The following is a 17,446-nucleotide window of genomic DNA, read 5'->3' as shown; positions in this document are numbered from 1 at the left end:
CCGGGGACTTCCACTTCATCCTCGGCACCGACCTCGGCAGCCGAAGCCGCACACGCCGTACCTGTGGATGAAGCAGCCCTCGGATCATCACTGTGGATAACTTCCGACGCTGATCGGCGGATCGACGTACGGTCGGGCGCATTCGCTGATTCATCTCGGGAGGATGCGATGACGATCCACGTCGATCACCGTGAGCTGGTCGCGGCTGCCGGCGGATTCGACGCGCTGGCCGCAGAGCTGCGGCGTCAGGATCTGGTGGTCTGGGGCGATGGCCTGATCAACACCGGCAGCGTCGATCTCGACAATGCCCTCGGCCGGTTCCACGGCAGCTGGAACCCGGGCGTGGTGTCGATCGTCGACGAGCAGACGCGCCTGGCGCGTGGCCTGCGAGACACGGTGAACGACTTCCTCGGGGTCGATGTTGACGTCGCTTACCGGCACGCAGTGCTCGAGCGGGGTCTGGACCTTCGATGAGCGCCTACGACGATCTCGACGCCGGCGCCTACTCGCCCAGCGAGCTGATCCCCGGCGACCTGGCCGCGGTGGAGAAGCTCGCGGGAGCGTGTGAAGGGTTCGCGACCCAGCTGGCCCGAACCCGGCAGGCCGTCACCTACATCCAGCTGCATGGCAGCTCCTGGACCGGCCGAGCGGCCGACGTCTACGAGGCGGCGCGGACGGCGCACCTGGGCAAGCTCGCGACCGCCGCGACGGCGTACGACGTGGCGGCCCGTGCGCTCGCCTACTACGCGCTCGCGCTCATCGACGCGCGCCATCGAGCGGGCGACGCCCAGAAGGACTTCATCAGGGCCAAGCACGCCGCGGCACGTTGTCGCACGGCCAATGCGGGGGTGATCGGCAGCATCGCGATTCCGGTCACGACGACGGGCGCGGCAGCCGAGCTCGAGCAGGCTCGCGCCGATGTGGCCGCCGCCGGCCGCGACGCGGCCAAGGCCCTCGATGCCGCCTCGGCGACCTCGCCGACACCGCTGGCCCCGGACCAGCACGAGTCCTTCGGCGACAAGCTGGCAGGCCTGGTCACCAGCCCGTACCACCTGCTCCACGGCTACGTCGGCAACATCCTCGGCTCCTTCGAAGGCCTGGGCCTGAGCCAGTACGCCGGCACCCACGGACTCCCACTGCCAGGCACCTCGGCCGACCTCCAAGCCGCCCAGCGCGAGATGCTCGGCAGCGCGGGAGGAACCCTCGACCTGCTGTTGATCCCAGACGGCACAGCCGGGCTGCTGCTTGCCCTTCGTGGCGGCGCCGAAGGGGTCGAAGGTGCCGAAGCGGTCGGGGCATTGATGCGCAGCCTCCCGAAGGGGAGCGCCAAGATCATTCGGACAGTGAGAACAGAGCGTGATCTCCGTGCGTTGCACGAATTGCTCGTTCAGGGATCACGTCGATTCGAACGACCCGGTGCGACCTATCACGGGTTCTGGGTGCGTCGGCGAGATGGGATCGAGATTGGCTTGCGCGAATCGCAGAAGAGCGGACTTACGATCGACATCAATATTCCTGAGACGCGCGAAACCTGGAAGGTCCACGTCAATGAACGGTCATGAACTGAGCCGCACAGCGACCGAGGACCTTCTCGTCAGCGGCCTCGGCGATGTGCTCTCCGCGGCGGAGATCATCCAGGTCGCACGCGAGTCCGCTGACGAACCCCTGGACGTATCTCTCGCACGCGCGTTGAGGATCGTCGACGACCTGATCACGAGGGGCCTGGCGGTCGCCGGAGATGCAGCGGCTGACTTCGTGCCATGGGACTCCACGCCGCCGGTATCGAGCGTGAGGATCGCCGATGAGTGGCGACGCCGCGACGACCCCTTTGTCGCGCCGGGCGAGATCGTGTGGCTCGACCTGACCGATGCAGGGGAGGAGGCCGCCCGCGCGGTGCTGGCGCGTGAGCAGGAAGACTGACAAAAGGAGCGCGGCAGTGGATGCTTCGCAAGTACCGCATTGCGTGTGTTGCCGTGACCCGGATGACGTTCCACAACGAGATCGAGCTGCCGTGGGACTACGCCGACCTGACCGAGGCGATCATCGAGGACCACCCGCAGGGCAAGAAGCTCACGCTGATCCTGTGGGACGAGGCGTGCGAGCTCGAGGTCATCTGCAAGGACGTGACGATCAGCGCGGAGTGATCGTCCCCGAGACGACCGACCCGATCCCGATCACCCCGGTCACCTTCCGGAAGAACCACGGCAGCAGCGGCCGGCCGGCCTCGGGCGGCAGCAGCGCGACGTCCGACAGCACGTAGGACCGACCCCGGTGCTGGAGCTCCCCGCCGCCGGAAGCGATCAGGTTGCGCGCCCAGTCGGACTGCAGCCCGTAGCCCACGATGAAGGCCACCCGATCTCCGCGCCGGAAGCAGAGCAGGGGAGTCCGGTAGACGCGACCTGACTTCCGACCGACGTGCGTCACGATCCCGTGCAGCGGCAGCCGCCCGGCCCAGCGGCGCTGGATCGGGTTGGTGACGACACGGTTGAAACGGGCGAGCGCTCGGGGTGCATACACGTCCTCGACGTTACTCTCGGAGGCGTGAGCCGTGATCTGACGGAGCCCTGCCCGAACTGCGGCCGGCTGCTGCGCTGGGAGACCTCCCACGAGCGCTGCGACGGTTGCGGCTACATCCGCCCGTGCTGTGAGGGGTCCCCATGCCCGATGTGAACGACGTGAGCTACCGCGACCAGTCGGCCTGGCGCGACATCCAGACGCATCTCCCGGAGCGGTTCCGCCTCACCGACGAGACGGCGCCCACGGAGGAGGTGTGGGAGCACGACGGCCATCGCATCCACCTCGACACCTACCGCAACCCGGCCGCCCCCGTGAAGGTGATCCTCTTCCACGGCGTCGGCACCAACGGCCGCCAGATGAGCCTGATCCTCGGACGCCCACTCGCCGAGAAGGGGTACGAGACCGTGGCGGTCGACATGCCGACGTACGGCGTCACGCAGGTCGCCCCGAACCACCTCGTCACCTACGACGACTGGGTGCGGATCGGCAGCGACCTCGTCGAGAAGGAGCGCGACGGACGCCCGATCGTGCTCTACGGCCTCTCGGCGGGTGGCATGGAGACCTATCACGTGGCCGCCGTCAACAAGAACGTCCAGGGCATCGTCGGCATGACCTTCCTCGACACCAGCTCGCGCAAGGTGAAGATGACCTCCGGTTTCGACCCGATCTCCGGCCTCCTCGCCGGCCCGGTGCTGCGGCTGCTCGCCAGGACGCCGCTCAAGCGGCTGCGACTGCCGATGTGGCTGGCCGTCAAGATGCGCGCGCTCGTCAACGACAAGGCCGCCAAGCAGGCCTGCTACGCCGACCCGACGTCGGCGGGCAACAGCTCGACGATCGCCTTCCTCGACTCGTTCCTGGCCTACCGGCCCGACGTGGCGCCCGAGGACTTCGACGTCTGCCCGGTGCTGCTCACCCAGCCCGCCGCCGACCGCTGGACGCCGCTCAGCCTCTCCACGCCGTTCCTGAGCCGGATCACGAAGGTCCCGGTCACCACGGTGATGCTCGACAAAGCCGGGCACTACCCGCTCGAGCAGCCCGGGCTGGACCAGATGGTCGAGGCGATCAGCGACTTCGTCGCGGCAGCGGGGCGCTGAGAATCACACCTCTCCGTGCGGCGTCGTGTCGTCGTACGGCTTGGTTGGCATGGACAATGACGCCATGAACTCATGGACCAAGCGCGCCACGGGGGTCGTCGCGGTCGGTCTGCTGCTGGCCTCGGCCGGTTGCGACGCCACCAAGCTCGTCTCGGGGTCGAGCGATGCGGCGCCGACGCCGCAGGTGACGCCCCACCACCAGCACGCCCCGAAGCCGAAGCCGAAGCCCACGCCGACCGGCCCGCCGATGCTGCTCGACAGCATCGCGCCGCTGAGCGGGCAGAAGGTCGGCGTCGCGATGCCGATCTCGATCGTCTTCACCGACCCGGTCGCCACCTCCGCCCGCAAGGGCGTCGAGCAGGCGATCTCGATCAAGACCTCCCAGCCCATCGACGGCGCCTGGCACTGGTTCGGCCCGCAGCGCGCCGACTTCCGCCCCAAGCGGTTCTGGCCGTCCGGCACCCACGTCCAGATGGTCGCCGACTTCGCCCACGTGCCCGACGGCAACGGCCGCTACGGCACGCACAGCTACACCCGCGACTTCACGATCGGCTCCGACGTACGCACTCGTGTGTACGTCAAGCAGCACAAGGCGACCGTGACCATCAACGGCAAGCTCGCGCGGACGATGCCGATCGACGCCGGCAGCCCGGAGTTCCCGTCCTGGGACGGCACGATGGCGGTCGTCAACAAGGAGCGCACGACCGAGATGAAGTCGTGCAGCGTCGGCATCGCCTGCGACAAGAACGACCCGAACTTCTACGACATCGTGCTGCCGTGGGACGTCCGGATCACCAACTCCGGCACCTTCCTGCACTACTCGACCGGCGACCCCTACCCGGGCCACAGCTACGGCTCGCACGGCTGCGTCCACCTGTCCTGGGACGACTCCAAGTGGTTCTACAACCTGGCCAAGACCGGTGACCCGGTGACCATCCAGGGCTCGCCGCGCGGCAAGGCCGAGGGCGACAACGGGTACGCCGACTACAACCTCGGCTGGTCGGACTGGCTCGCGGGAAGTGGCCGGGGCGCATTCACGACCTCGACCTGACGTCAGGGACACTGGAGGCATGAGCCTTCGGAAAGCTGCTGTCGCCACGGCGTTCGTCGTCGCCTCGCTGTCGCTCGCGGGGTGCGGGATGGATTCGTCCGGCGGAGGGTCCGACGACGCTGCCGGTACGCCGACCACCGGCTCGTCGGCGACCTCGGGCTCGGCCTCGGCGTCCGCCTCCACCTCGGTGAAGCCCAAGCCCAAGCCGACTCCGGCGGGCCCGAACGTGACGGTCTCCAGCATCGCGCCGTTCGACCGCGCCACCGTCGGCGTGGCGATGCCGATCTCGGTGGTGTTCCGCTCCGGCGTACCCGACTCCGAGCGCGAGGCCGTCGAGGACGCCATGAAGGTGACCGCGACCGACGGCGGTCAGGGCGCGTGGCACTGGTTCAGCGAGCGGCGCGTGGACTTCCGGGCGAAGGACTTCTGGAAGTCCGGCACCACGGTCACCCTGACCACCCACTTCGGCCGCGCGACCAAGGAGCAGACCTTCACGGTCGGCGACGACGTACGCGCCCACGTCATGGTCAGGGCGCACCGGACGGTGGTGACCAAGAACGGCGCCGTCGTCCGCACGATGCCGAGCGACGCCGGCAGTCCCGACTGGCCGACCTGGACCGGCACGATGGCCGTGGTCAACAAGGAGCCGACGGTCCAGATGGACTCCTGCAGCGTGAAGATCTCCTGCGACAAGGGGTCGTCGAACTACTACAACCTCTCGCTCCCGTGGGACGTCCGGCTGACCTGGTCGGGCACGTTCCTGCACTACTCGCCGGCCGACCCGCACCCGGGCTCCGCCAACGGCTCGCACGGTTGCGTGCACCTGTCGTTCGCCGACGCCAAGTGGTTCTACAACTACATGAAGGTCGGTGACCCGGTCACCGTCACCGGCTCCGTCCGCGAGGAGGCCGACCCCGACAACGGGTACGCCGCCTTCAACCTCACCTGGCAGCAGTGGCTGGCCGGCTCGAAGGCCGGCGCGCAGCAGCTCTAGCGGGTCGTCCGCACGGAGAGCGTCGTCCTGAGTGCCTCGTAGGTGTGTGCCTGGGGCGCCCACCGGGTGTGCTGGAAGTCGATGACGGCGCGGATCGTGTAGGTGCCCGCGCGGTTGGTCCGCTTGCAGAACCACAGGCCGTTCCAGGCGCCGTCGTCGGTGGGGCCGTAGATGAACGCCGTGTCGTGGTACTTCCCCGGCCCGTCGATCGTGACGTCGGCCGACCAGACCTCGAGGTCGGGCACCTTCGACTCGTCGACGCTGAGCCGGAAGTACGCCGGTCCACGGCGGCAGGCGTGCGGCCCGACGTACCCACCGCTCGACCTGAGCACCGCGTCGTTGGTGGAGGTCGTCCGCGCGTCGGCGGGGGAGACGACTCCGAGGGTGGCGACGACGACGGCCAGGGCGGTGAGCAGCTTGCGCATGACCCCAGCCTGACGCCCAGAACCCGCATGGAACCGGGGATGTGAGCGCTCCCACGGGTGATGCTTGTCTCTACGCAGTCGCGACCGGCAGATCGTGGTTGCTCCACTGCGACCAGCTGCCGGGGTAGAGCGCCGCGTCGATCCCCGCGATCGCCAGCGCGGCGACCTCGTGGGCGGCGGTCACGCCCGAGCCGCAGTACGCCGCGACGGGTGCCTCGCCGGTGATGCCGGCGTCGCGGAAGCGGGCCTTCAGCTCGTCGGCGGTCCGGAACGTGCCGTCGTCGTTGAGGTTCTCGGTCGTCGGCGCGTTCACGGCGCCGGGGATGTGGCCGGCCTTGGGGTCGATCGGCTCGGTCTCGCCGCGGTAGCGCTCCGCCGCCCGCGCGTCGACCAGCTGGCCAGCGAAGTGCGGGACCTGCGCGAGGCCCAGCGTCGCCATGTTCCCCTCGGTCAACGTCACGTCGCCCCGGCGATCGACCTCCGGGTGGTCGAGCCTGTCGAGACCGAACCCAGCGCCGTCCCACGCCAGCAACGCCCCGTCGAGCAGCCGTACGTCGGCGACGCCGCCCCACTTCAGCAGCCACCAGGCCCGCGCGGCGGCGAGGTTGCCTGCGCCGTCGTACACGACGACGGAGTCGCCGTCGTTGATGCCCCACCGGCGCGCGCTGGCCTGCAGGTCGGCGATCGACGGGAGCGGATGACGCCCGTCGGTCGGCTCGCCGTGCCGCGCGAGCTCGGTGTCGAGGTCGACGTACACCGCCGTCGGGATGTGCCCGGCGCGATAGTCGGCGAGGCCGTCGTACGCCGCCCCGCCCGCGACCGTCAGCCGCCATCGCACGTCGAGCACGACCGGCGGCCTGGGGGACTCGAGCGCCTCGGCCAGCTCGGCCGCTGTGATCAGCACGGTCATGCACCCAGGATGTACCAACGGACGTACCAAAGTGCGTTACCGGCGACAACGCTGAGCGTGACGGCGATGTCTGCGGCGGGGTTTGGTACGTCCTTCGGCGCGCTGACTAGTTGGCACCGTCGAAAACCTGGTCGATCTCCTGTCGCTTTTGTTCGAGCTCGACCTCGAGCGCGACTCCACAGATGAGGGCGAGCGCGACGATGATCGAACAGACGACCTTCGCCCACATCGGCACCGGTCTCAAGATCCAGGCCGTGACCGTGGCCACGACGGCGAGTGCCACGCCGATCCAGTTGGTCCCGGTGCCAGAAAGGAGCGAGGCCGGCTGCAGTGCCATGAACGCGCCGATGGCGGCGATGGCGAGCACTCCGAAGGTCAGCACGGCAGGCGGGACGTTGGCCTGAGCAGGCTGCGCCGGGCCAGGGTTCGGCGCTACCTGGTCGCCCCAGTTCCGGCCGTCCCAGTACCGCAAGGTGCCTGGCATGTTGGGATCGGGATACCAACCCGGCGGAGGTTGTTGTGCGGGCACAGGCGGCGGCAGGTGGGACATGGATCGAGGCTAGGGCGCACAGCCGACGGGAAGCGGCCAAACGGAACATTCCGTGATGGCCCGTGTGGGTCGGTCGTCGCAACCGATCGGACCGAACTTGGACCGGGCCAGCCTGGGTTCGCGTAATCCAAGTACAGGCGGGTCCGGATCTGCCTAGCGTGCGACTCATGAAGACCCGAGTCATCGCCGCCCTGTCCGTCGCCGCGCTCTCCAGCGGCCTCGCCCTCTCCGTGGCGCCGTCCGCCGAGGCGGCGTCGTACGCCAACTGCACCGCCCTCCACCGCGACTTCAAGCACGGCGTCGCGAAGTCCGCCGCGGCCGCGCAGAAGCAGGTCCGCCAGGGCTACGGACGGCCCGCCTACGGCAAGCGCGCCCAGAACATCTACTGGACCGTCTACCGCAGCATGGACCGCGACAAGGACGGCACCGCCTGCGAGGCCTGACCTCCGACACCCGGCACGGGAGCCCGGAGCTCGTCGCCGGCGTCGTCTGCGTGACCCTCACGCTGATCGCCGTCGCGGCCGTGCCCGGTCCCGGGCGCGACCTCCTGCGTCGCGCGGCCGGGCTGAGTACCGCGGCCGGGAGCTCGAGCAGCTACGCCTTCGAGACGACACAGCTCGGCACGCACGAACCGGTTGCCTTCAGCCCCTGCAGCCCGATCCACTACGTGATCTACACCGCCGCCGGACCGGACGACTCGATCGAGATCATCCAGTCCGCGGTCAAGGTCGCGTCCGATGCTTCCGGCCTGGAGTTCGCGTACGACGGCACGACCACCGCCCGCCCGTTTGAGGCCTCGAGCGGCCCCGTCGTGATCGGCTTCGCCGATGCGGACGAGATCCCGCGGATGAAGTCCGACCCGGACGCCGTCGGTGTCGGCGGGGCACTGACCGTCCAGCTCGGTGCCCGCCGTGAGGCTGTCTCCGGCTCGATCGCCCTCAAGGCCAGCTGGTTCGCCCACGAGGACGCCCGCGGCCACCACGACGTCGAGCGCGCCGTCGTCATGCACGAGCTCGGACACGTCCTCGGTCTGGCCCACGTCAAGGACCGCAACCAGATCATGTACCCGTCGATCTCCGCGCTCTCCTACGGTGCTGGCGACCTCCGGGGCCTCCAGATCCTCGGCGACATCGACTGCTGAGGACTCAGGGTCGCCGGCGCGACGCGACGATCTCGACGGAGGACCGGCTGGCGCGGACCTCCTCCCGGATCTGCCCGAGTACCAGTGCGCAGGACAGGAGGATCAGCGCGATGCCGACGAAGGCGTCGTGCGGCGCATCAGAGGTGCAGACCTCCAGCAGCCCGCCGATGGCGAGCAGGAAGGTCACGAGATCGACGACGAGGTCACTGACGATGCGCACCCGCTGATCCTCGCTCCACGACGCGATCACCGCAGCGGATCGCGCGTTTCGCTACCGCGGCCGGTCTGGCCGGCCGCCGAGGACCTGGATCACTTGGAAGGCTGGGGAGCCTTGACCTTGGCGCAGTCGACCTTCGGGTTCACGCCGACGTAGTTGAGCGGCCCGGCCACGATGGTCAGGGCCGTGTCGCTGAACTTGCGACAGTTCACGTCACCGTTGCCGCCGAAGTATCCGCGCTGCCAGGCGGCGAGGACGCCGATCAGCAGCCAGACGACCACCAGGATCCCTACTCCGCTTCCGACACCGTTTCTCATGGGTGCGCGGTACCCGGGCGGGCTCCGGCGCATGCGTCAGCCGACGCGCCTGCGGATCGACTCGGAGTAGGCGAGCGGGCGGTAGCGCAGGATCGGGTCGTCGGAGGGCACGATGCCGTCGATCAGGCGCATCGGGTCGAAGACGACGGGAGTGGCGGGCTCGGGATCCTCGGCCACGCCGGTGATCCGGAGCGTGCCGGCATCGAAGACCTCGACCGGCCGCCACACCGACATCGGGTCGTGCGGGTCGTCGGTCGGGGAGGCGACCGACGCCTCGAGCGTGTACTCCACCGGGCCCGCCGCCAGGCGCGCCACGATCTCCTCCTGCAGCCGATCGGGGCCGGTGAAGGTGCCGTCGGGAGCGGTCGAGGACTTCGGGCGAAGCACGGTGCGCACCCACGACCGACTCCCGTCCGGAGCGAGCCAGCCGAAGGCGTGGACGGTGTAGTACGGGATCGCGGCGTACGACGACGGCGGCACGATCGCCTTCGCCCTGGCGTTGGCGACGAGCGGGCCGACCGCCGAGCGGTGGCGGAGCAGGAACCCCGGCAGCCTGACCGGGTTGGCCGATGCCTCGACGAAGGCGAGGAAGTCCTCCGGCGTGCGTACGACGAACCGCGGCGCGGTCTGCCCCAGCAGGTCCGTCGCCCCGGCCGGGGTGGAGAGCTTGACCGCCATGCCGCGCACGTCCGGCGCCTTGTCCGGCGTACGACGGTTGCCTCCGCCGTTCGACCAGCGCACCAGCGCGTCGACCGGCGCGCCCGAGAGGTGTTCCGCCCGGCAGAGCTCGCCCGCCCGTGCGGAGGCGGTGAAGGTGCCGGCGTAGAACCCGCCCTTCGCATGGAGCGTCCGGTCCTTGCTGTTCTCCGCGTGGAACGCGTGGCGGATGCGGTCGATGGCCTGCTCGGGCGTCGGGTCGCTCACGCTCGCCAACCTAGACCGCTAAGGACGTCGCCGCAGCCCGAGCCACACCGCGCCGAGACCGACGACGGCGATGATCGGCCCCAGGACCGACCACGTCGTCGTGTCGGTCATCGGGCTGCCCTTCAGCGCACCGAACCCCTGCAGGCTGAAGACCAGCCCGAATACCGCGACGACGATTCCGACCGCTATCAGCAGACGACTGGTCATCACGCACCTTCCTTTCCAGCGAGCGTTTCGGCGACGAGGCGCCCGGCCGGATACCCCGGGCGGGCGCCTCGCTCGATGGTTCGGTCAGGTCTCAGAGACCACCGATGCCGTTCGGCGTACCGACGCCGGTCGGGCCGTCCCAGCCGCTGCGCGCGTTGCACCACTGGGTGACCGGGCAGCTGCCCCAGAAGCTGCCGGAGGTGACGTCGTTGAAGCTGCCCGCGTGGGTGTACGGGAAGGTGTTCGACAGGCCCGTGACGTTGTGCGCCAGGGCGTACATCGAGGCGATCAGCGGCGAGGAGAGGCTGGTGCCGCCGAAGGTCACCCAGCCGAACGGCTGGCCGGTCGAGGAGTCGACCGCCGAGGTGTAGATGGCCAGGCCGGTGCGGGGGTCGGCGACGGCCGACAGGTCCGCGCTCGCGCGCTTCGAGCAGCCGGTGTCGAAGCTGCTGGCCACGCTCAGCGCCGTGTTGTACGCCGAGCAGCCCGAGCCGGCGCCGTACTGGCGGGAGGAGTCGTACCAGGCGGTCTCGGACCAGCCGCGGGCCGAGGAGTCCTTGACCAGGTTGGTGCCGCCGACGGCGGTGACGTAGGTTGAGCTGGCCGGGAAGGACGCGCCGGTGTAGCCGTCGTCGCCGGTCGACGCGGTGACGGCGATGCCCGGGTGGTTGTAGAACGAGCCGACGGCCTTGCCGTGGATGGTGGCGGTGTCGCTGACGTCGCCACCGCCGTAGCTGTTGGAGATCGCGACGACACCGGGCTGCGCGGCGGCGGTGTTCTCAGCGGCGGCCAGGTCGGCGAAGCCGGCCGACTTCGCCTGGACCAGCAGGATCTTGCAGTCGGGGCACGCGGCGGACACGGCGGCCAGGTCGAGGGCCTGCTCGGTGTCCCAGCCGTCGTCCTTGGCGGGGTAGCGGGTGCCGCCGTTCTGGTCGGTGATCCGCAGGCAGCCGCTGGCCGTCGTACAGGCCGGGAGGCCCCAGTGCGAGCGGTAGACCGCGAGGTCGGACTCGGCCGTCGGATAGCCGTAGGCGTCGACGATCGCGACGGTCTTGCTGCCGCTGCTCAGGCCGGCGATCTTGTAGGCGCTCTGGATGTCGGCCGGGCCGTAGGAGCCGGCGGCGGGCGCGGTGCCGTCGGGCTTCGCGCCGTCGGCGACCCAGGTCATCGCGAAGCAGCGCGCGTGGCCGGGAGCGGCGGTCGCGCACATGTGCCGCGCGTGTCCGCTGGCCTGGTGGACAGGGCTTCCCTGGGCTCCGGCGGGTCCCGCCATCGCACCGAGGGTCGCTGCGATCGCGCTGGCGACCACGAGCATCTTCTTGACCATCTGTTGCACTCCTAGGGGTTCAGGGGAGCACTGCCCGAGATAGGGGGCGGGTCCCTTGCTGGCATCCGTCGTGTGGATGTTCGCTGAACGTAAAGTTCCGCCGAGTTCGCTGACAAGGGCCTGGTTGGCTCAGAAACATGCAGGTGGCAGGCCGGTACGCCGGACCGCGTGCGGCCTGGGCGTTGAAGGGACGCGCTGGCTGCCGGCCGGTGGCGCGGCTGCTAGGCCGGACGCTCGAGGTCAGTCTCCGACGGCTTCACACCGGTTCATCGATATCGGCCCCGCTGAGGCGAGATCCGGCTTAGGTTCGGGCCGATGTTTCGCGATCAACGTCGCAACGTTGGAGAGGAAGCCCGATGCCAGTTCAGTGCCCAGGCTGCGGCCATTGGTCCGACCAGGCCAACCGCTGCGAGGCGTGTCACGGGTCCCTGCGCGGGGCACCCGCCGTCCAACCCGGAGGCGAGCTCGAGGAGGTTGAGGAGAGCGCGCCGCCGCCCCAACGCCGCATGCAACCGCAGTGGAAGGACGACCACCGCGGTCCAGCCGAGAGTCGTGCCACCAACACGATGTGGAACCTGCTCGTCGCAGGCGTATTCCTGACCGTGGTAGCGGGCGTCACGCTGGTGGCTTCCTCCAGGACTGGCGCGCAGATCGCGGGATTGCTGATGCTGGCGGTCGGTTCCACGTTCTTCCTGATCGCGACGACGGCCGTCGGCGTCAGCCTGGGGTTGCGAGTACACGAGGAGCGGTCCCGGCGCTGAGATGGGCTTTACGGCTTTACGGGGCGACCGGATGGGTGGTCCGACAGCTGTTCCGCTCCGGTGCGGGGCCGCCAGCCACCTGGACCTCTAGATCAGCCACGCCTCTCGAAGCCCGGACGCGCAGGCTTGGGACTCGGCGGGGACCGGCGAGGCCTGACTTCTGCTCCGCTACAGGTCAGGAGCCATGTGGGGGACGGGCTGGCCTGTAAGCCGGGTTCTGTCCTCTTGCGAGGGGCGACCATCCATCTAGGGCCGCCGTTGCCGACGGCCTCGAGCGACCTACCCGCACACTCGGGCGAGCAGCCCTCAGGCGTGTGCTGTTCGGCCTTGCTCCGGGTGGGGTTTACCTAGCCTCTCCGGTCACCCGGAGAGCTGGTGAGCTCTTACCTCACCGTTTCACCCTTACCTCCGTTGCCGGAGGCGGTCTTCTCTCTGTGGCACTGTCCCGCGAGTCACCTCGGGTCGGTGTTGCCGACCACCCTGCTCTGTGGAGCCCGGACTTTCCTCGGGACCAGTCGCCTCACGGCGGTGGTCACGCGGTCGCCCGGCCAGCCCGTCCGTGCGCAGCGTAGCGCCGTACGCTCGGACCATGGCGATCCTCCACGTCGGTTCCACGATCACGCCCACCAAGCCCGAGCTGCTGGCGATGCGCTTCGGGGGAGAGGTGGAGCTCATCGGCAGCTACCGCCTCGACGATCCCGAGGGCGAGGTGGGCATCGAGGGCTTCGTCGTCAGGTACGACGGCCGCACCCGCCACCTGGTGATGACCTACCGCGGTGCGCCGCTGGACGACGCGGCCCTGATCTCCACGATGGACCACACCGAGCTCGGCGAGCGCTGGGTGTACGACGGCAGCACCGACCCGGTCGCCCTGGCCGTCTTCACCCGCGCACTGAAAGGCGAGCAGGAGCAGGCGGTCCTCGAGCTGTGGGAGGACCACCAGCTGGTCGGCGTACGCGAGCCTGCCGTTCAGCTCACCGCCCTCACCGTCGACGTACCGGCCGAGGCCGCGCTCACGATCTACGACGACCTCGACGCGGCGCCCGAGACCGACGGCGCGCGCCTCGAGGCGGCCTGGGACGGCGGGCACGGGTTGCTCGCGACGTTGGGCTAGACCGGGCTAGGTTGGCCCCATGGCCTACTGGTTCTGCGTCAAGCACCACGCCGTCGAGTCCGGCGCGGACATCTGCCCGCCGATCGACCGGCTCGGACCCTACGACACCGAGGCCGACGCGCAGCACGCGCTCGAGAAGGCCGCGCAGCGCAACGAGTCGTGGGACAACGACCCCAAGTGGAGCGACGACTGACTTGGCCCGGCGTCGCAAGGTCAAGAAGAAGGTCGACCTCGCCACCGGCGAGGTCATCTCGCCCGCGCCCTTCATCGGGCTGAGCCTGATCGCCTGCGCGTTCTTCCTGTACGCCGGATCGTGGCTCTTCACGCCGCCGTGGGTCGTCCTCGTGGGGCTGGGCCTGTGCGTGGTGCTGCTCGTGGTCGCGTTGCGGTGGTGGAACCCGCACCCCTCGCGGCTGCCGTGGGTGGGCGTGGCGGCCCTGGCGCTGTGGCCGGTGATCGCGATCGGCGGCGGGGTGCTCTTCGGCTGATGGCCGCGTTGCTTCGAGGTCGTCCCTGGCTCGGCGCTGCCGCTCACTTGGCCGCCTTGACCGCCTTCTTGTGGTCGCGGACCTTCTGCAGGGAGGCCGGGTCGACGACGTCGGCGACGGAGCGGAAGCCCTCCAGGGCGTAGTCGCCGCAGAACTGCTCCCAACCCGCCGGGCGTACGCCGAGCTGCTTGGCCAGCAGCGCGACGAAGATCTGCGCCTTCTGCTTGCCGAAGCCGGGCAGGGCCTGCACCCGCTTGCCGAGGTCCTTGCCGTCGGCGGCCTCGGTCCAGATGCGCGAGGCGTCGCCGTCGTACTGGTCGACGACGATCCGCGCGATCTCCTGGAGGCGGGCGGCCATGGAGCCGGGGAAGCGGTGGATCGCCGGGGTGGTCGCGCAGAGCGCCGCGAACTCCTCGGGGTCGGCCGCCGCGATCGTCGCGGGGTCGAAGCCGCCGAGGCGGCCGGCGACCTTCTGCGGGCCCATGAAGGCGTGCTCCATCGGGTACTGCTGATCCAGCATCATGCCGATCAGCAGGGCGAACGGGCTCTCGGTCAGCAGCTCGTCGGCAGCCGGGTCGTCAGTGATGTGGATGGCCATGGCGCCATTCTGGCGCACCGCGGACGGGCGATGCGTGAGGGTCGACCGGTGCCGTGGCACAATGACGACGCGCACTCTTGACGCCTGCGGGCCGGTGTGCGCCCACGTTCCGAAATGTTGTTGTTCCGCTCCGCCCTTTCGAGAGGTGTACGTGTCCTCCAAGCTTCTCCCTGCAGAGGTGCTCCAGCACGCTGCGATCGTCGACCTCATCGAGCAGGCGAAGCCCACGGGCACCGTCACCCCCGAGCAGCTGCGGCAGGCCTTCACCGAGGCCGACGTCGCCCCGGCGCAGCTCAAGCCGCTGATGGTGCACCTGGCCGCTGCCGGTGTCTCCGTCGACATGCCCGCCGACCATCGTGCGGTGGCCGCCGCCAGCAAGACGACGGCTGCTGCCAAGAAGGCGCCTGCCGCCAAGAAGGCTGCCGCGCCTGCCGCGAAGAAGGCTGCTCCGGCCGCCAAGAAGGCCGCAGCCGCTCCCGCCAAGAAGGCCGCTCCGGCCAAGCGTGCGGCTGCCAAGAAGGCTGCCGCGGCTGAGTCCGAGGTCGAGGAGACCGTGGTCGCGCCCGTCATCGGCGCCGACGGCAAGAAGGTCCTGCCCGACATCCCCGACGACCAGTTCGAGACGGACGTCAAGACCGACCCGACGATCAAGCAGGACGAGGAGGAGGCCTCGGCCACCTCGACCTTCGTGGTCTCGGCTGCCGACGAGACCGACGAGCCGGCCCAGCAGGTCATGGTCGCCGGTGCGACCGCCGACCCGGTCAAGGACTACCTCAAGCAGATCGGCAAGGTCCCGCTGCTCAACGCCGAGCTCGAGGTCGAGCTCGCCACCCGCATCGAGGCCGGCCTGTTCGCCGACGAGAAGCTCGCCAAGGGCGGCAAGATCTCGGCCAAGCTGCAGGACGAGCTGGAGTGGATCTCCGAGGACGGCAAGCGCGCCAAGAACCACCTCCTCGAGGCCAACCTGCGCCTCGTCGTCTCCCTGGCCAAGCGCTACACCGGCCGCGGCATGCTCTTCCTGGACCTGATCCAGGAGGGCAACCTCGGTCTGATCCGCGCGGTCGAGAAGTTCGACTACACCAAGGGCTACAAGTTCTCGACGTACGCCACCTGGTGGATCCGTCAGGCCATCACCCGCGCCATGGCCGACCAGGCCCGCACGATCCGCATCCCCGTGCACATGGTCGAGGTCATCAACAAGCTCGCCCGCGTCCAGCGCCAGATGCTGCAGGACCTCGGTCGCGAGCCCACGCCCGAGGAGCTCGCCAAGGAGCTCGACATGACGCCCGAGAAGGTCGTCGAGGTCCAGAAGTACGGCCGTGAGCCGATCTCGCTGCACACGCCCCTGGGTGAGGACGGCGACTCGGAGTTCGGTGACCTCATCGAGGACTCCGAGGCGATCGTGCCGGCCGACGCCGTCTCGTTCACGCTCCTGCAGGAGCAGCTGCACGCCGTCCTCGACACGCTCTCCGAGCGCGAGGCAGGTGTCGTCTCGATGCGCTTCGGCCTGACCGACGGCCAGCCGAAGACTTTAGACGAGATCGGGAAGGTCTACGGCGTCACGCGCGAGCGCATCCGCCAGATCGAGTCCAAGACCATGTCGAAGCTGCGGCACCCGTCGCGCTCGCAGGTCCTGCGCGACTACCTGGATTGAGTCGCCATGATCTGGCCGATCGTGGCTGCGGTCGTGGCGGTCCTCGTCGGTGCCATCGGCGGACGTGCGCTCGAGCGGCGCTACGCGCTGTCCCGGCGCGTCCGGCAGGCGCCGAAGTTCTACCTGATCGGTGTCCTCGGGCTCGTGATGGGGCTGTTCGCCGGTCTGATCGCGCTCACCGCCGCCCACAACGGCGACGACCGCCACACCCTGTCCTTCGGGATCATGGCGGTCCTGCTGCTCGTCGTCGGCGCCGTCGCCATCTGGCGCTGGCTCGTGGTCACCGCCGACCGCGACGCCTGACCGGTCGGGTCAGCCCGCAGCCACGAGCGCGACGGTCGCTCCACACAGGAGCAGCCCGAGGCCCTGCGCCGCGGTGATGCGCTCGCGCAGGATCGCGAGCGCCATCACCACCGTGACGGCCGGGTAGAGCGAGGCCAGCACCGAGGAGACCGCCAGGTCGGCACCGCCGACGGCGACCACGAAGCAGAGCAGCGCGCCCGCGGCGACGAGGCCGGCGAGGCCGCCTCCGAGCACGGCGGGACGGCGGGGGATCCAGGCCTGCCGGAACGCGGTCGCGAGGGCGACCACGGTCAGCATGTTGACCACCTGCAGCAGCAGGAACGGCGCGAAGCCGGCGTGGTCGCTCCACTGGCCCATCGCGGTGAAGGCGACACCGAAGCCGACGCCGGCGAGCGCTCCGTCGACCAGGCCCTCGGCGAGGACCGGCTCGACGCCCTCCTCGGACGGCGTGCGGGCGACCAGCCACAGCCCGGGGACCGCAGCGGTGATGCCGACCCAGGTCCACGGTCCGAGCGACTCACCCGTGGCGACGCCGACGGCGACGGGCAGGAGAGCGGTGCCGACCGCCGAGACCGGACCGGCGACGGCCATCTGGCCCGCCGCGAAGCCGCGGTAGAGGAACGCGATGCCGGTCCCGCCCGCTGCTCCGGCCAGCGCCGCCCACCACCAGTCGGCGTGGGTCGGCGTACCGGGGTCGACGAGGCTCAGCACCATCGCGCCCACGAGCGCGCCTGCTCCGGACATGACGGCGACCGGCCAGGCCGACGTACGCCGGGAGGCGAGCCCTCCGACGAAGTCGGAGATGCCGTACAGGAGGGCGGAGGTGAGGGCGAGGAGGACAGTCATGGCACGTT

General features: G+C 69.7%; 26 protein-coding genes and 1 other RNA gene. 15 read left to right on the top strand and 12 right to left on the bottom strand.

Features of this window, described 5'->3' with window-relative positions:
- The 4 genes from ACYVJ3_RS10690 to ACYVJ3_RS10675 form a co-directional block, all read left to right on the top strand.
- A partial coding sequence (locus tag ACYVJ3_RS10690) for a hypothetical protein (protein ID WP_460852954.1) occupies positions 1-474 on the top strand: 474 nt, incomplete at its 5' end.
- Positions 471-1,562 carry a putative T7SS-secreted protein gene (locus ACYVJ3_RS10685; RefSeq protein WP_460852953.1) on the top strand — a complete coding sequence of 364 codons (1,092 nt, stop codon included), beginning with the start codon at positions 471-473 and terminating at the stop codon, positions 1,560-1,562. The genes ACYVJ3_RS10690 and ACYVJ3_RS10685, both read left to right, overlap by 4 nt.
- 49 nt (positions 1,563-1,611) lie before the next feature.
- Complete coding sequence (locus ACYVJ3_RS10680) at positions 1,612-1,920, top strand: hypothetical protein (RefSeq protein WP_460852952.1); 309 nt, start codon at positions 1,612-1,614, stop codon at positions 1,918-1,920.
- 62 nt (positions 1,921-1,982) lie between these two features.
- On the top strand, positions 1,983-2,144 hold the full coding sequence (locus ACYVJ3_RS10675; RefSeq protein WP_460852950.1) for a hypothetical protein: 162 nt from the start codon (positions 1,983-1,985) through the stop codon (positions 2,142-2,144).
- Here the strand turns inward: ACYVJ3_RS10675 and ACYVJ3_RS10670 are convergent.
- Complete coding sequence (locus ACYVJ3_RS10670; protein WP_460852949.1) at positions 2,131-2,517, bottom strand: nitroreductase family deazaflavin-dependent oxidoreductase; 387 nt, start codon at positions 2,515-2,517, stop codon at positions 2,131-2,133. The genes ACYVJ3_RS10675 and ACYVJ3_RS10670 overlap by 14 nt on opposite strands.
- Positions 2,518-2,657: 140 nt before the next feature.
- On the opposite strand from ACYVJ3_RS10670, the gene ACYVJ3_RS10665 reads away from it, so the two are divergent.
- The 3 genes from ACYVJ3_RS10665 to ACYVJ3_RS10655 all read left to right on the top strand — a co-directional run bounded on the left by ACYVJ3_RS10665 (position 2,658) and on the right by ACYVJ3_RS10655 (position 5,656).
- Positions 2,658-3,611 (top strand): alpha/beta hydrolase, encoded by a 954-nt coding sequence (locus ACYVJ3_RS10665; protein ID WP_460852948.1) that lies wholly within the window; start codon positions 2,658-2,660, stop codon positions 3,609-3,611.
- 64 nt (positions 3,612-3,675) lie between these two features.
- A complete protein-coding gene (locus ACYVJ3_RS10660) occupies positions 3,676-4,662 on the top strand; it encodes a L,D-transpeptidase (protein ID WP_460852947.1) in 987 nt (328 codons plus the stop codon).
- Between the two features lie 19 nt (positions 4,663-4,681).
- Positions 4,682-5,656 (top strand): L,D-transpeptidase, encoded by a 975-nt coding sequence (locus ACYVJ3_RS10655; protein ID WP_460852946.1) that lies wholly within the window; start codon positions 4,682-4,684, stop codon positions 5,654-5,656.
- On the opposite strand, the gene ACYVJ3_RS10650 is transcribed toward ACYVJ3_RS10655, so the two are convergent.
- From ACYVJ3_RS10650 to ACYVJ3_RS10640, 3 genes are all read right to left on the bottom strand, one after another.
- On the bottom strand, positions 5,653-6,081 hold the full coding sequence (locus ACYVJ3_RS10650; RefSeq protein WP_460852945.1) for a hypothetical protein: 429 nt from the start codon (positions 6,079-6,081) through the stop codon (positions 5,653-5,655). The genes ACYVJ3_RS10655 and ACYVJ3_RS10650 overlap by 4 nt on opposite strands.
- Positions 6,082-6,151: 70 nt before the next feature.
- Positions 6,152-6,991, bottom strand: coding sequence for a sulfurtransferase (locus ACYVJ3_RS10645; RefSeq protein WP_460852944.1), 840 nt, complete (start codon positions 6,989-6,991; stop codon positions 6,152-6,154).
- A gap of 106 nt (positions 6,992-7,097) precedes the next feature.
- Positions 7,098-7,541, bottom strand: a complete 444-nt coding sequence (locus tag ACYVJ3_RS10640) for a DUF2510 domain-containing protein (RefSeq protein WP_460852943.1) — start codon at positions 7,539-7,541, stop codon at positions 7,098-7,100.
- Between the two features lie 167 nt (positions 7,542-7,708).
- Between ACYVJ3_RS10640 and ACYVJ3_RS10635 the strand changes: the two genes are divergently transcribed.
- Together ACYVJ3_RS10635 and ACYVJ3_RS10630 are read left to right on the top strand one after the other, a co-directional pair.
- The gene (locus ACYVJ3_RS10635; RefSeq protein WP_460852942.1) at positions 7,709-7,984 is read left to right on the top strand and encodes an excalibur calcium-binding domain-containing protein; all 276 of its coding nucleotides are present in this window, start codon (positions 7,709-7,711) and stop codon (positions 7,982-7,984) included.
- A 50-nt stretch (positions 7,985-8,034) separates the two neighbouring features.
- Positions 8,035-8,682: a matrixin family metalloprotease gene (locus ACYVJ3_RS10630; protein ID WP_460852941.1), complete on the top strand. Its 648-nt coding sequence runs from the start codon at positions 8,035-8,037 to the stop codon at positions 8,680-8,682.
- A gap of 4 nt (positions 8,683-8,686) precedes the next feature.
- Here the strand turns inward: ACYVJ3_RS10630 and ACYVJ3_RS10625 are convergent, their stop codons facing one another.
- From ACYVJ3_RS10625 to ACYVJ3_RS10605, 5 genes are all read right to left on the bottom strand, one after another.
- Complete coding sequence (locus ACYVJ3_RS10625; protein WP_460852940.1) at positions 8,687-8,902, bottom strand: hypothetical protein; 216 nt, start codon at positions 8,900-8,902, stop codon at positions 8,687-8,689.
- Positions 8,903-8,991: 89 nt separating this feature from the next.
- Positions 8,992-9,216 carry a hypothetical protein gene (locus tag ACYVJ3_RS10620; protein WP_460852939.1) on the bottom strand — a complete coding sequence of 75 codons (225 nt, stop codon included), beginning with the start codon at positions 9,214-9,216 and terminating at the stop codon, positions 8,992-8,994.
- A 36-nt stretch (positions 9,217-9,252) separates the two neighbouring features.
- Positions 9,253-10,140, bottom strand: a complete 888-nt coding sequence (locus tag ACYVJ3_RS10615; RefSeq protein WP_460852938.1) for a catalase — start codon at positions 10,138-10,140, stop codon at positions 9,253-9,255.
- Positions 10,141-10,158: 18 nt separating this feature from the next.
- Positions 10,159-10,347 (bottom strand): hypothetical protein, encoded by a 189-nt coding sequence (locus ACYVJ3_RS10610; protein WP_460852936.1) that lies wholly within the window; start codon positions 10,345-10,347, stop codon positions 10,159-10,161.
- Between the two features lie 91 nt (positions 10,348-10,438).
- Positions 10,439-11,674, bottom strand: coding sequence for a S53 family peptidase (locus ACYVJ3_RS10605; protein ID WP_460852935.1), 1,236 nt, complete (start codon positions 11,672-11,674; stop codon positions 10,439-10,441).
- 566 nt (positions 11,675-12,240) lie between these two features.
- On the opposite strand from ACYVJ3_RS10605, the gene ACYVJ3_RS10600 reads away from it, so the two are divergent.
- On the top strand, positions 12,241-12,435 hold the full coding sequence (locus tag ACYVJ3_RS10600) for a hypothetical protein (RefSeq protein WP_460852934.1): 195 nt from the start codon (positions 12,241-12,243) through the stop codon (positions 12,433-12,435).
- 190 nt (positions 12,436-12,625) lie between these two features.
- Here the strand turns inward: ACYVJ3_RS10600 and rnpB are convergent.
- Positions 12,626-12,991, bottom strand: an RNA gene (rnpB, locus tag ACYVJ3_RS10595) — RNase P RNA component class A.
- Between the two features lie 33 nt (positions 12,992-13,024).
- On the opposite strand from rnpB, the gene ACYVJ3_RS10590 reads away from it, so the two are divergent.
- Genes ACYVJ3_RS10590 through ACYVJ3_RS10580 form a run of 3 tightly spaced genes read left to right on the top strand, consistent with a single transcriptional unit; the run spans position 13,025 to position 14,037 of the window.
- Positions 13,025-13,549 (top strand): maltokinase N-terminal cap-like domain-containing protein, encoded by a 525-nt coding sequence (locus ACYVJ3_RS10590; protein WP_460852933.1) that lies wholly within the window; start codon positions 13,025-13,027, stop codon positions 13,547-13,549.
- Positions 13,550-13,568: 19 nt separating this feature from the next.
- The gene (locus ACYVJ3_RS10585; RefSeq protein ID WP_460852932.1) at positions 13,569-13,742 is read left to right on the top strand and encodes a hypothetical protein; all 174 of its coding nucleotides are present in this window, start codon (positions 13,569-13,571) and stop codon (positions 13,740-13,742) included.
- Between the two features lies 1 nt (position 13,743).
- Positions 13,744-14,037 (top strand): hypothetical protein, encoded by a 294-nt coding sequence (locus tag ACYVJ3_RS10580; protein ID WP_460852931.1) that lies wholly within the window; start codon positions 13,744-13,746, stop codon positions 14,035-14,037.
- A 43-nt stretch (positions 14,038-14,080) separates the two neighbouring features.
- On the opposite strand, the gene ACYVJ3_RS10575 is transcribed toward ACYVJ3_RS10580, so the two are convergent.
- Complete coding sequence (locus ACYVJ3_RS10575) at positions 14,081-14,635, bottom strand: HhH-GPD-type base excision DNA repair protein (RefSeq protein WP_460852930.1); 555 nt, start codon at positions 14,633-14,635, stop codon at positions 14,081-14,083.
- A 178-nt stretch (positions 14,636-14,813) separates the two neighbouring features.
- Between ACYVJ3_RS10575 and ACYVJ3_RS10570 the strand changes: the two genes are divergently transcribed.
- Entirely contained in the window at positions 14,814-16,289 is a 1,476-nt protein-coding gene (locus ACYVJ3_RS10570; RefSeq protein WP_460852929.1) for an RNA polymerase sigma factor, read from the top strand.
- Positions 16,290-16,295: 6 nt separating this feature from the next.
- Complete coding sequence (locus tag ACYVJ3_RS10565; protein ID WP_460852928.1) at positions 16,296-16,592, top strand: hypothetical protein; 297 nt, start codon at positions 16,296-16,298, stop codon at positions 16,590-16,592.
- Positions 16,593-16,601: 9 nt separating this feature from the next.
- Here ACYVJ3_RS10565 and ACYVJ3_RS10560 read toward each other — a convergent pair whose 3' ends face one another.
- The gene (locus ACYVJ3_RS10560) at positions 16,602-17,438 is read right to left on the bottom strand and encodes an EamA family transporter (protein WP_460852927.1); all 837 of its coding nucleotides are present in this window, start codon (positions 17,436-17,438) and stop codon (positions 16,602-16,604) included.
- Positions 17,439-17,446 lie beyond the last annotated feature (8 nt).

Source organism: Nocardioides montaniterrae (assembly GCF_054782655.1).
The sequence above is the reverse complement of the archived record's forward strand: the minus strand, read 5'-3'. Positions and strand labels throughout refer to the sequence as shown.

What these genes read in the sequence shown, in the direction of transcription:
- ACYVJ3_RS10685 (WP_460852953.1), top strand. Translation starts at nt 471, where the DNA reads ATGAGCGCCTACGACGATCTCGACGCCGGCGCCTACTCGCCCAGCGAG.
- ACYVJ3_RS10675 (WP_460852950.1), top strand. Translation starts at nt 1,983, where the DNA reads ATGACGTTCCACAACGAGATCGAGCTGCCGTGGGACTACGCCGACCTG.
- ACYVJ3_RS10665 (WP_460852948.1), top strand. Translation starts at nt 2,658, where the DNA reads ATGCCCGATGTGAACGACGTGAGCTACCGCGACCAGTCGGCCTGGCGC.
- ACYVJ3_RS10660 (WP_460852947.1), top strand. Translation starts at nt 3,676, where the DNA reads ATGAACTCATGGACCAAGCGCGCCACGGGGGTCGTCGCGGTCGGTCTG.
- ACYVJ3_RS10655 (WP_460852946.1), top strand. Translation starts at nt 4,682, where the DNA reads ATGAGCCTTCGGAAAGCTGCTGTCGCCACGGCGTTCGTCGTCGCCTCG.
- ACYVJ3_RS10650 (WP_460852945.1), bottom strand. Translation starts at nt 6,081, where the DNA reads ATGCGCAAGCTGCTCACCGCCCTGGCCGTCGTCGTCGCCACCCTCGGA.
- ACYVJ3_RS10645 (WP_460852944.1), bottom strand. Translation starts at nt 6,991, where the DNA reads ATGACCGTGCTGATCACAGCGGCCGAGCTGGCCGAGGCGCTCGAGTCC.
- ACYVJ3_RS10640 (WP_460852943.1), bottom strand. Translation starts at nt 7,541, where the DNA reads ATGTCCCACCTGCCGCCGCCTGTGCCCGCACAACAACCTCCGCCGGGT.
- ACYVJ3_RS10635 (WP_460852942.1), top strand. Translation starts at nt 7,709, where the DNA reads ATGAAGACCCGAGTCATCGCCGCCCTGTCCGTCGCCGCGCTCTCCAGC.
- ACYVJ3_RS10620 (WP_460852939.1), bottom strand. Translation starts at nt 9,216, where the DNA reads ATGAGAAACGGTGTCGGAAGCGGAGTAGGGATCCTGGTGGTCGTCTGG.
- ACYVJ3_RS10610 (WP_460852936.1), bottom strand. Translation starts at nt 10,347, where the DNA reads ATGACCAGTCGTCTGCTGATAGCGGTCGGAATCGTCGTCGCGGTATTC.
- ACYVJ3_RS10605 (WP_460852935.1), bottom strand. Translation starts at nt 11,674, where the DNA reads ATGGTCAAGAAGATGCTCGTGGTCGCCAGCGCGATCGCAGCGACCCTC.
- ACYVJ3_RS10600 (WP_460852934.1), top strand. Translation starts at nt 12,241, where the DNA reads ATGTGGAACCTGCTCGTCGCAGGCGTATTCCTGACCGTGGTAGCGGGC.
- ACYVJ3_RS10590 (WP_460852933.1), top strand. Translation starts at nt 13,025, where the DNA reads ATGGCGATCCTCCACGTCGGTTCCACGATCACGCCCACCAAGCCCGAG.
- ACYVJ3_RS10585 (WP_460852932.1), top strand. Translation starts at nt 13,569, where the DNA reads ATGGCCTACTGGTTCTGCGTCAAGCACCACGCCGTCGAGTCCGGCGCG.
- ACYVJ3_RS10575 (WP_460852930.1), bottom strand. Translation starts at nt 14,635, where the DNA reads ATGGCCATCCACATCACTGACGACCCGGCTGCCGACGAGCTGCTGACC.
- ACYVJ3_RS10565 (WP_460852928.1), top strand. Translation starts at nt 16,296, where the DNA reads ATGATCTGGCCGATCGTGGCTGCGGTCGTGGCGGTCCTCGTCGGTGCC.
- ACYVJ3_RS10560 (WP_460852927.1), bottom strand. Translation starts at nt 17,438, where the DNA reads ATGACTGTCCTCCTCGCCCTCACCTCCGCCCTCCTGTACGGCATCTCC.